Annotated in this window: 11 protein-coding genes; 5 read left to right on the top strand and 6 right to left on the bottom strand. The window is 61.0% G+C overall.

The annotated features are described in order from the left end of the window. Positions 1-149: 149 nt before the first annotated feature. From KBY58_RS11835 to sufR, 6 genes are all read right to left on the bottom strand, one after another. Positions 150-1,538: a phospholipase D-like domain-containing protein gene (locus KBY58_RS11835; RefSeq protein ID WP_255004525.1), complete on the bottom strand. Its 1,389-nt coding sequence runs from the start codon at positions 1,536-1,538 to the stop codon at positions 150-152. A 57-nt stretch (positions 1,539-1,595) separates the two neighbouring features. Beyond that, positions 1,596-2,687 carry a DUF4912 domain-containing protein gene (locus tag KBY58_RS11830; RefSeq protein ID WP_255004524.1) on the bottom strand — a complete coding sequence of 364 codons (1,092 nt, stop codon included), beginning with the start codon at positions 2,685-2,687 and terminating at the stop codon, positions 1,596-1,598. Positions 2,688-2,869: 182 nt separating this feature from the next. Next, entirely contained in the window at positions 2,870-3,631 is a 762-nt protein-coding gene (locus tag KBY58_RS11825; RefSeq protein WP_255004523.1) for a phycobilisome rod-core linker polypeptide, read from the bottom strand. 121 nt (positions 3,632-3,752) lie between these two features. Beyond that, positions 3,753-4,283: a phycobiliprotein lyase gene (locus KBY58_RS11820; protein WP_254934944.1), complete on the bottom strand. Its 531-nt coding sequence runs from the start codon at positions 4,281-4,283 to the stop codon at positions 3,753-3,755. Beyond that, positions 4,280-4,723, bottom strand: coding sequence for a hypothetical protein (locus KBY58_RS11815; protein ID WP_255004522.1), 444 nt, complete (start codon positions 4,721-4,723; stop codon positions 4,280-4,282). The genes KBY58_RS11820 and KBY58_RS11815 overlap by 4 nt, the downstream gene beginning before the upstream one ends. Continuing rightward, entirely contained in the window at positions 4,720-5,337 is a 618-nt protein-coding gene (sufR, locus tag KBY58_RS11810; RefSeq protein WP_255004521.1) for an iron-sulfur cluster biosynthesis transcriptional regulator SufR, read from the bottom strand. Before sufR ends, KBY58_RS11815 begins: the two co-directional genes overlap by 4 nt. A 184-nt stretch (positions 5,338-5,521) precedes the next feature. On the opposite strand from sufR, the gene KBY58_RS11805 reads away from it, so the two are divergent. The 5 genes from KBY58_RS11805 to KBY58_RS11785 form a co-directional block, all read left to right on the top strand. Beyond that, positions 5,522-5,926 carry a ferredoxin-thioredoxin reductase catalytic domain-containing protein gene (locus tag KBY58_RS11805; RefSeq protein WP_254934941.1) on the top strand — a complete coding sequence of 135 codons (405 nt, stop codon included), beginning with the start codon at positions 5,522-5,524 and terminating at the stop codon, positions 5,924-5,926. A gap of 12 nt (positions 5,927-5,938) precedes the next feature. After that, entirely contained in the window at positions 5,939-7,381 is a 1,443-nt protein-coding gene (gene sufB, locus KBY58_RS11800; protein ID WP_255004519.1) for a Fe-S cluster assembly protein SufB, read from the top strand. Positions 7,382-7,464: 83 nt separating this feature from the next. Then, on the top strand, positions 7,465-8,268 hold the full coding sequence (gene sufC, locus KBY58_RS11795) for a Fe-S cluster assembly ATPase SufC (RefSeq protein WP_255004517.1): 804 nt from the start codon (positions 7,465-7,467) through the stop codon (positions 8,266-8,268). Next, complete coding sequence (locus KBY58_RS11790) at positions 8,268-9,353, top strand: SufD family Fe-S cluster assembly protein (protein ID WP_255004516.1); 1,086 nt, start codon at positions 8,268-8,270, stop codon at positions 9,351-9,353. Before sufC ends, KBY58_RS11790 begins: the two co-directional genes overlap by 1 nt. After that, positions 9,350-10,582: SufS family cysteine desulfurase (locus KBY58_RS11785; RefSeq protein ID WP_255004514.1), on the top strand; the 1,233-nt coding region annotated here is incomplete at its 3' end. The genes KBY58_RS11790 and KBY58_RS11785, both read left to right, overlap by 4 nt.

The raw sequence follows: 10,582 nt of genomic DNA, 5'->3' as shown, positions 1-10,582 counted from the left end.
ATCCCGCAGCATCAGCTGGATTGCATCGAGGGTGGGGGTATGGATCCTGGAGCAGTTTTGGGGGTCCATGGCGAAGCAGGCGGAGCTAGCTCAGGGCGATTTGCCGATGCTAGGGGCTGGTTGGAGATCGCCTGCTAATCCCCTCCCAATCACCTCCCAATCCCCATGGCCAAGCGCTGCACCCCACTGCCACAGCGGTTGCGCTGCCGTTGCTGTTTGCGCTCCAGGCGGGAGGTGAATCCAAGTTCGGCGCCCCGCCAGAGGCGATCGATTTCATCGCTGAAGTGGGCAGCCAGCAATGGTGATTCGATCACTAAAAGGGTTTCATCATTTTGATGTGCTGCAGAGGGGCTCCAGTTGAAGCTGCCTGTGATTACGGTGCGCTGATCGATCACTGCAAGTTTGTGGTGCAATTTGTCGCCGGGGGCTAATCGAGGAGTTCCAACCCCCTCGAGGGGCGCTTTCCATGGTTTGTTGCCCACTTCTAATTTGCAATCTCGATCGGGAAGTTGGGTGCCGAGGAGATCCAGCACTTCGCTAAAGGAGCGATTTGCAAAGCCTGGATCCGCCAGTAGCCGGATCGCCACTCCCTTGGTTTGAAGTTGGGCGAGGACATCTGCAACCCCCTGCTCCGAGAATACAAATAGGGCTAGATCAATGTTCTTGCGGGCATGGGCCAAAAGGTCTGCAATTAGTAGCAGGCCCTGGTTTGGGTCTTGGCGCCGGTGGGGAGCAAATAACACCCCCACCTTGGTGGCACCCACCATCACCTCCTGCAGGGGCCCTTCTTCTTTTGCAATTCCAAATTGGCTATCAGCTGCTCCCCCAGGACCATCGCCCCACATGCGCTCAAATTCAGCCGCAAATACCGCCGCAAGTTCGGGGCTGTGAAATCTCAGCAGGTGGTTTACGTTGCCGCGGGTTTGGGGATCGTCGGGATCGCCATGAGTGCACGAAGGCGTGAAATTGGTTGAGCCAGTTACCACTACTTTTCGGTCGATGACCATGAATTTGTGGTGCATCAGCCCGCTGCCGGCGCTGCCATCGGCGGTGTCGTCGATGAGGGGCACCCCACCGCGCTGCAGGATCAGCACCGCATCTCCCCAGCCCAGGGCCACCATCTGCTGATGGCGTTTGCGCTGGTGGGGCACCAGGTCTGCCATGTGTTCCTGGCTCCAGGGCGTGCTGTAGGTGTTCTCAAGCACCACCTTCACCACCACCCCCTGCTGTCTTTTGGCGGCCAGGGCTTCGGCCACCTTGGGCAGAGATAGCTCCTGGACGGCCACCAAAATTTCCTGCCGGGCAGCCGCAATGCTTTCAAGCACGAAGGCTTCGAGGTCGTCACCTTCCCGCAGCTGGCCACTGATCGGGCTTCGGTAGTGGTGATTCTGGTGGTGGTTAAAAGCCAGCTCAACGCCCGCCGGCAGGGGGCGATCCGGGGGGGCAGAGCCGGATATGCGCCCATTGGCACTGCAGCTGGTCAGTGCGGCCAAGCCGCAGGCAGCAAGTAGCAACCAGAAAAGGTTTTGGGCTCTCAATGGACCTGGGGCGCCAGAGCCCAGGTTTCCCACTGGGCTGTATTCAGCTGCTGGCCCCTAGAACCATTCGGCGATGGCCTTATCGGCTGGGTTGCTGTTGTCTTCGGGGGTGATGCGATTGAACTGGAGGGTGATGTTGCGCTTCTGGACCCCATCGGCTGCCACAGCCTCGATCGGATAGAGCTGCTCACCGTCGCGGAAGGGCACCTGCACCCGGAAGGTGCCATCGGCTGAGAGGGGCACCACCTCACCGCCGATGGTCAGCCGGGCCGAGGGATCGGTGGCGCCGTAAACGATCAATTCCGCATCGGCCACCAACCAGAAAGAACGCTGACGGCTGGCCACACCGCCAACTCCGGATTCATTGCGGCCGCTGGCCCAGAGGCCCGCTCCCGAAGCATTTAGCTCGCTTGTATCCAGCCCGGCTGCTTCCAATTCGTGGAAGGCTTCAGAGCCCCGGCCGAGGCGGCGGAATTGGGAAGTGGCCGTTTGATAAAGGCGCTCGTGCAGGCCGGTGTCCGTGGGGGTGGAAGCCGGGGCTTGCGGTGCTCCCGGCATGGCTGCGGGGGGAGTGTCGAGCGAAAAGGGAACAAATTGGTCAAGGATCTGCTCGCTGGGGTGCAGGGCAGGCACCCGGGCCACGGAGGAGAAGGCCAGGGAGATCCAGCCACCACCGCTGGCATTCATGGCGGTGCGGTAGCCGAGCTCCACCCGGTAATCCCGGTCGCTCATGGGGACAGGCAAGTACCACTCGGTGGCATGGCTGTTGACCACCACTTCCTGGAGGGTGTGGGGGTGGGAGGAACCGCCGTTAAGACCGGTCACGTCAGCGACCCGCAGGCAGAGCTGGGTGGCGCCAGCTGCAATGGCCTGGGCCCGATCCACATCTGAGATTTCCCAGAACACGTAGGCCCACTGGGGATCACGGGGCAGAAACACCACATTGGTGAAGGCCGCAGGCCGCTTTGCGGGGCCCATCTCAGCTTCGATCGCCTTGAGGTTGCGCTTCGATGTCTCCTTGCGGGTGGAGATGGCCTCGAGCAGTTCTTCCTTGGACTTGCGGCTGTAAAGACTGACGCCGACTTCGCTGGCGACCTCGCGGAGCTGCCGCAGGGTCATGAGAGCTAGGGAGGCGAGGGTCTGGGTCACGGCTGCAGATTTTCTTTGGGATCAGTGACGCGACTTTGCCATCCTTGGCCAGGTTTCAGGCAGCCCGTCAGGATTTTCTGACTCGTCTGGGTGCAATTCGACACGCCTTTTTTCCATTAAAAAGGCGGCCCCTGGGCCGCCTTTTGCAAGCTGACGCCAACTTCGTGGCTGCCTTGCTACCCCTATTTGCCGATGCTGCGGTATGGGACTTTGGCCATGTAATCCATGCCGATGTTGCCGGATCCGCCACCACGGGTTCGCATGGCGGGCATGGAGCGCACCCAGGGCAGATAGTCCTCCGGAGAGCCGCCACGGCGCTGGCGGGCCCGTTCGGGGAGTGCCTTGGCGACCCCTGTGTAGACCATTTGGGGGAAGCCCTTGATGCTGCGGTAGTAGGCCTCGTAGCGGGGGCTGGTGATGTTGAATGGGGTTTCGCCTAGGTCGCGGGAGCCCACCACGCGGTTGCGTTGGAAAGGAACCTTGTCGTAGCCGAAGTTGTCGAGGTATTCCTGGCTGTTGATGATGTCATCGACAGCCCCCTTGATGCCGCGGGACATGATCACGGCCGCCCAGGCAATTTCTTCGCTCTTGCCGTAAACCGGTCGCCCGAGCAGCTTCTCGACCAGGTGGCGGGCCACCCGGTAGTTGCTGTTCAGGTTGTAGAAGCTGCGGGTAAAGGTGTCTGAGAGGCACAGGGCGCGAATGAAGTCGCGCACAGAAAGCTGGCCATTTCTCAGCTGACTCTGCAGGTAGGGATCCCTGTCGACCTTGAAGGCGTGAAAAAAGATTTGGCGGTAGGCCGTTTCGATCACGAAGTTCACGTCTTCGTAACCCATGGCCTGGTCTAGGGAGCCAGTCTTTGGATCCTCATCCGAACCCACCCGAAGGGGGTTCACCCGGGCGTTTTGGGTGGTGGGTGCGTACTTAAGGAGAGGCAGGGCCACGCGTCATCGGCATCCGGATCCGGTGATCGTAGAAGTGTGCCCTCAGCAGGATTCGCCAGCCTGGGGCAGGACTCACAGTCCGTAACGTTTTCGAGCCTTGATTTGGCGGCCTCCAGCGAGCTCAGGCCAGGCGAGTTTCGACGCAAAATGAGGCCGTGTTGGAGAGGCCTTCAACGGTGCTGGTGCGCAGGCGCACATTGGGCCCGGCGAAGCTGAAGCGCTCCAGGCTGTTCATCATTTCGTAGCCAGTGGTGAGCAGCAGTTCATCGCGGCCATCCATGGCGAAATGGCCTGCCACCGGCGCGGTTTCGGCGTAGCCACGATCCCGTAAAAGCAGGCCCTTGCGCCCCTGGCTATCGGTGGGGATCAGGCCAAAAACGCTTTCGCCCTGATGGTCTTCCCCAGCCCTGTCCCAGGCCATTGATGCGTTCCAGGTAACCCGGCAGCCGCCCACTAGCTCCTTGGGATTTTTGCCGTGCAGTTCGGCGATGGCGATCAAGCGGGGGTCGCTGCCATCGAGCTCCACCACCTCAATAAAGGAGCCCCCGGCTTCGGCGCGGCGATGCAGCAGGTGGTGGCTACTGCGCTGGGAGCGCCAGCGGCCACAGCTCAAGCGAAAGAAGCTGAGCGCATCGGCAATGCTTTGGCTCATGGCGGCGCTGAAGTGGCGGTAACTGCTGCAGGGATGATCGCAAGCCGCTGATTGGCTTGGTGCTGGGCCCAGCTGCAGAGTTCGGCCAGTTCCAGCTCTAGGGCTCCCTCACCGCCTAGGGCGTCGGTGGAATTTTTATGGAATTCGCGGATTCGTTGCAGTTGGTCGGCAGTCAGTAGCAGTTGCTCTGCCAGGGCGCCGGCAAAGCTGGCATCCCCGGCGCAGGCGGGCTGCTTAAGGGCCCAGGCTTCGATTGCATCGCGGTTGGGCACTGGGCCATCACGCCGACCGGAGATGGTCTGCAGGGTGCTTAGGCCATGGGCCAGTAGCCGCAGCTGGTGGCGCTCCAGGGCCGGCAGCAGGGTGGCCTCGAGCTCTGCCAATTCGGCCAGGCTCAGGGGGCTGCCATCCGGCGCATTTGGGATTATTTCGGCAGTCACCGCGGTGCCAGGCGGAAGCCGCAGCTGTGGCCCGACTCCAGCCGCCACTGCACCCGCTGCACATCGCAATCGGGAAAGGTGTGGCGGATCAGTTGCAGTTCCTGGTCGCAGATACAGGGAAATTGTTCGGCGATGCGCACTACGGAGCAGTGAAACTCGCTCATCAGCCAGCCATCCCCATCGGCGGCAAATTCGGCCACATAGCCCTCGTCGCGCCGTAGCTCCACCATGCGCTGTAGGCGATGTGGGAGGTCTCCCTGGCCGACTCGGTCGCGGTAGTCACCGGCTTTTTGCAGGGCCTGGTGAGCGAGTAGGCCCTGCAGCTGTTCCGGGGGCAGGCTGCCGGCCATCGAGCTCAGGAGCCCGAGGGCAAAGTTTTCGCTGCCATCGGGGAAATGGTTCTGACCGTGGGCGGTCAGCTGCCAGCGGTTGCTGGGCCTGCCTGGGCCCTCTGTAGCAGGGCTTGCCTGCACCAGGCCGTCTTCTTCGAGGCTGCGCAGGTGGCGCCGCGTCACCTGCACCGACACCTCCAATTGCTGGGCCAAGGCAGCGGCGGTCGCTTCACCCTGGCGCAGCAGCAGTGTGAGGCAGGCTTCCCGGGTGGTGGCGCTCATCGGAATCAGCGTTCACATACACCTTGCCACGGCCCTGCAGGGCTTGGGGAGGTTGGTTGCCTGGCCCACCAGGGTCCGGGCCTTTGCCCTAGGCTAAATAGGTAACGAAACGGCCATGTTTCGTAACTGGGTTTGATGGCCCTGGGCCATCTCGATAGCGCCCTTCCCGAGATCCCCTGACGCCATGTCCGACGCTGCGGCCACCCCTGCTGACTCCCAACCTGCTTCAGGTGCCAACCCCTCTGGTGGCAAGTCTGGCGCCGGAGACAGCTTGGAGGTAATCCGCAAGTTTGCCGAGACCTACGCCCAGCGCACAGGGACCTATTTCTGTAGTGATCCCGGAGTGACCTCCGTGGTGTTGCTCGGCTTGGCCCGCCACAAGGATGAATTGGGTGGAGCGCTCTGCCCCTGCCGCCACTACGAAGACAAGGAAGCGGAGGTTGCCCAGGCTTTTTGGAATTGCCCCTGCGTGCCGATGCGCGAGCGCAAGGATTGCCACTGCATGCTGTTCCTTACCGAAGACAACCCCTTCCGTGGCGAACAGCAGACCATCAGCCTCGAAGAAGTGAAATCGCTTGCCGCCGAATAGGCAACACCACCCATGAGCAGCACTGCCACCGTTGGGGATCTAGTTTCACAGCCGTATAAGCATGGCTTTGTCACTGATATTGAAACCGAAAAGATTGCCAAGGGTCTCAGTGAAGAGGTGGTGCGATTAATTTCGGCAAAAAAGGAGGAGCCTGCCTTCCTCCTTGATTTCCGCTTGCGGGCCTACAGCCAATGGCTGCAGATGGAGGAGCCCGATTGGGCTGCCTTGGGCCACCCTGAGATTGATTATCAAAATATTATTTATTACGCAGCTCCTAAGCAGCAGGAAAAGAAGGCCAGCCTCGACGAGGTGGATCCCAAGCTGCTGGAGACCTTTGAGAAGCTAGGAATCCCCTTGACTGAGCAAAAGCGGCTCTCGAATGTGGCCGTAGATGCGGTTTTTGACAGTGTTTCGATTGCTACCACCTATAGGGAAAAGCTTGCTAAGTATGGGGTAATTTTCTGCTCCTTCAATGAAGCAGTTAAGGAGCGTCCTGATCTGATTGAGCGTTATTTGGGTACGGTTGTGCCAAGTAATGACAACTATTTCTCGGCACTAAATTCTGCTGTTTTCAGTGACGGCTCTTTCGTATTTATTCCCAAGGGCGTCGATTGCCCGATGGAGCTTTCCACCTACTTCAGGATTAATTCCGCCGACACTGGCCAATTCGAGCGCACCTTGATAGTGGCGGAAGAGGGGGCGACGGTCAGTTATTTGGAGGGCTGCACTGCCCCGATGTTTGATACCAACCAGCTACACGCAGCGGTGGTGGAGCTGGTGACCTTGGAAGACGCTTCGATCAAGTACTCGACCGTTCAGAACTGGTATGCGGGCGATGAAAATGGGGTGGGCGGTATTTACAACTTCGTGACTAAGCGCGGTCAGTGCCGGGGCGATCGCAGCAAAATCAGCTGGACCCAGGTGGAAACCGGCTCGGCAATTACTTGGAAGTACCCAAGTTGTGTGCTGCAGGGTGCCGATTCGGTGGGAGAATTTTATTCCGTGGCCCTCACTAACAACTGTCAACAGGCAGACACCGGCACCAAGATGATCCATGTGGGGCCCCGCACCCGCTCCACGATTGTGAGCAAGGGGATCAGTGCTGGCCGCTCATCAAATAGCTATCGCGGGTTGGTGCAGATTGGTCCAAAGGCCGTAGGGGCAAAGAACTACAGCCAGTGCGATTCGATGTTGATTGGTGATCAGGCTGCAGCCAACACCTACCCCTATATCCGCTCCCAGCAACCCGATGCGGCCGTAGAGCATGAGGCCAGCACCAGTCGCATTTCCGCCGACCAACTCTTCTATCTGCAGAGCCGAGGCATCGGTTTTGAGGAGGCGGTTTCGATGATGGTTAGTGGTTTTTGCAGAGATGTGTTTAACCAGTTGCCGATGGAATTTGCGGCTGAAGCCGACAAACTGCTCGCCTTGAAGTTGGAGGGTTCGGTGGGTTAGGGCCCGCCAGTTGCCCGGGTTTAGGTGGGCAACTTCCCTTTTGCAAAATCTCTATTTAATTAGCTTTTCTCTTTTGCTTCCCTGTGATTCGCTCTGACGCCCCAGTTCTGCTTGAGATCTCTGATCTCCATGCCCGAGTGGAGGATCAGCCGATCCTTAAGGGGGTAAACCTCACGGTGCGTGCTGGTGAAATCCATGCCGTGATGGGTCGCAATGGCAGTGGCAAAAGCACCCTCTCCAAGGTGCTAGCTGGCCACCCTGCCTACACGGTTACTTCCGGCTCGGTTCGTTATCGGGGGGAAGATCTACTTGCCCTGGCCCCAGAGCAGCGCTCAAGGCTGGGCCTATTTCTTGGTTTCCAATATCCCGTGGAGATTCCGGGGGTTAGCAACTTGGAATTTCTGCGGGTTTCCAGCAATTCCCGCAGGGTTGAGCTGGGCAAGGAAGAACTCGACACCTTTGCCTTCGAAGATCTGGTGCACGGGCGCCTTGGCGTTGTTCAGATGGATGCGGCCTTCCTGGAGCGGGGAGTGAACGAGGGGTTTTCCGGTGGCGAGAAAAAGCGCAACGAGATCCTGCAGATGGCCTTGCTGGAGCCTGCGGTGGCGATCCTTGATGAAACCGATTCCGGCCTGGACATCGACGCCCTGCGGATCGTGGCCGCTGGGGTCAACCAATTGGCGACGGCCGATAACGCCACCCTGTTGGTGACCCACTACCAGCGCCTTCTCGACTTGATCACCCCCGATTACGTGCATGTAATGGCGGCGGGCCGAATTTTGCGCACCGGCCCTAAGGAATTGGCCCTAGAGCTTGAGCGCGATGGCTACGACTGGGTGGATCAGGAGTTGGCCCGGCTCGAGCGGGAACCGGCGGAGGTGGTTTGATGCCCTTGATTTCGGCTGAGCCCCAAACCAGCTGGCTGGCCCAGGTGGCCGGTGCTCCCCTGCCGGGGCGTCGCCATGAGGCTTGGCGCTTCACGGATCTCGCCCTCTTGCAGGCCGTTGAACCGGTGGTGCTCGCCGCCAGTGATCCTTTGGCGGGGCTCGAGTTGCCCCCAGGGATAAGTCGGATCGCACCCCCTACTGAGCTGCGGGGGCCTGGCGGCTGGCTCCAGCAGCTAAACCAGGCGGCCAAACCCCAGGTGATGGCGCTGCGGGTGAGCGGCGTGGTGGGCCCCCTGGAATTGGCCTGGGATGCGGGTTCGGCCCCCGGCCTGCTGCCCCTGCAGCTGCGGCTGGTGCTGGAGCCTGGCGCCAGTTTGGAGTTGCTACAGGTGCATTGCTCTAGTGGAGCCAATGTGACCAGCATGCTGAGTGAGGTGGAGCTGGCGGAAGGTTCTGAGCTGAAGTTGGGAGTGTTGGGTTTGGGCAATGCCCAGGCGAGCCTGCTGGCCCAGCTGGTGATTCGCCAGGCGCCGGCGAGTCGCCTGGAGCTGACCACGGCCACAGGGGGCTGGGGGTTGGTGAGGCTCGAGCCGGAAGTGGAGCAAACCTGGGGCGAGGCCCATACCCAGCTGCGCAGCCTGCAGCTGGTGGATGGCAAGCAGATGGCCGATACCCATAGCCGGGTGGTCTTTGGAGGCCCTGGCGGGGAACTGGACCAGCTGCACAAGGTGGTGGCCGATGGTGCAGGCCGCAGCGTTTTTAATGGGGCGGTGCAGGTGCCGCAGGCAGCCCAACAGACCAACGCCTCCCAGCTCAGCCGCAGCCTGTTGCTCTCCGATCGCGCCCGGGTGGATACCAAGCCCGAGCTGGAGATCGTCGCCGACGATGTGAAGTGCGCCCATGGGGCGACGGTGAGCCGGCTCCAGCAAAACGAGCTGTTTTATTTGCAAAGCCGGGGCATTGCTGCCGATCAGGCTGCCCGCCTGTTGTTGCGGGGCTATTGCGATGAGGTGTTGCGCGCCATGCCGGCGGCAGCTGGGGCCTGGAAACCCTTGGCCACGCTCCTGGGGGACTCGAACCGATGACCATGGCGGCTGCACCAAAGCTGGCGAATCTTGCGGCCCTAACCCGCCCCGATTTCCCCCTGCTGGCCCAAACCGCCTGCCTGGGCCAGCCGCTGATCTATCTCGACTACGCCGCCACGAGCCAAAAACCCAGGCAGGTGCTTGAGGCGTTGCAGCACTACTACGACCACGACAACGCCAATGTGCACCGTGGCGCCCACCAGCTCAGTGCCAGGGCCACCGAAGGCTTCGAAGCTGCCCGCGCCAAGGCGGCCGCCTTTGTGGGGGCCGCCAGCCCCAATGAGATCGTCTTCACCCGCAATGCCAGTGAGGCGATCAACCTGGTGGCCCGCACCTGGGGAGAGGCGCACTTGGGCCCCGGCGATGAGGTGTTGCTCACCCTGATGGAGCACCACAGCAACCTGGTGCCCTGGCAACTGCTCGCCCAGCGCACGGGCTGCAAGCTGCTGCATGTGGGCCTTACTGTCACCGGGGAGCTAGATCTCGAGGATTTGCGCTCCAAGCTCAGCGAGCGCACCAAGTTGGTGAGCCTGGTACAGGTGAGCAACACCCTGGGCTGCCTTAATCCGATTGCTGAAATAACCTCCCTGGCCCACCAGGTTGGGGCCCTGGTGCTGGTGGATGCCTGCCAGAGCCTGCCGCACCTGCCTGTGGACGTGGTTGAACTGGGGGCTGATTTTTTGGTGGGCAGCTCCCACAAGCTCTGCGGCCCCACGGGCATGGGCTTTTTGTGGGGAAGGGAGGCGTTACTTGAGGCGATGCCCCCGTTTTTGGGTGGTGGCGAAATGATCCAGGACGTCTATCTCGACCACAGCACCTGGGCTGGCTTGCCCCATAAATTTGAGGCTGGTACCCCCGCGATTGGGGAAGCCATTGGCATGGGGGCCGGCCTCGATTACCTGCAGGCCATTGGCCTGGATCGGATCCACGCCTACGAGCAGCAGCTCACCCGCCAACTCTTTGATCGCCTTGGGGCCATCGAGGGTGTCGAGGTGTTGGGTCCAAGCCCGGATCAGCAGCCCGATCGTGCGGCCCTGGCGGCCTTCACGGTGAGGGATTTGCACGCCAACGACATCGCCGCTCTGCTCGATTCAGCGGGAATCTGCATCCGCAGTGGCCACCACTGCACCCAGCCCCTGCATCGCCACTACGGCCTCAGCGGCTCGGCGCGGGCCAGCTTGAGCTTCACCACCACCCCTGAGGAAATCGACCGCTTTGGCGAGGAATTA

Source organism: Cyanobium sp. HWJ4-Hawea, assembly GCF_024345815.1.
Classification (GTDB): Bacteria; Cyanobacteriota; Cyanobacteriia; order PCC-6307; family Cyanobiaceae; genus Cyanobium_A.
The sequence above is the reverse complement of the archived record's forward strand: the minus strand, read 5'-3'. Positions and strand labels throughout refer to the sequence as shown.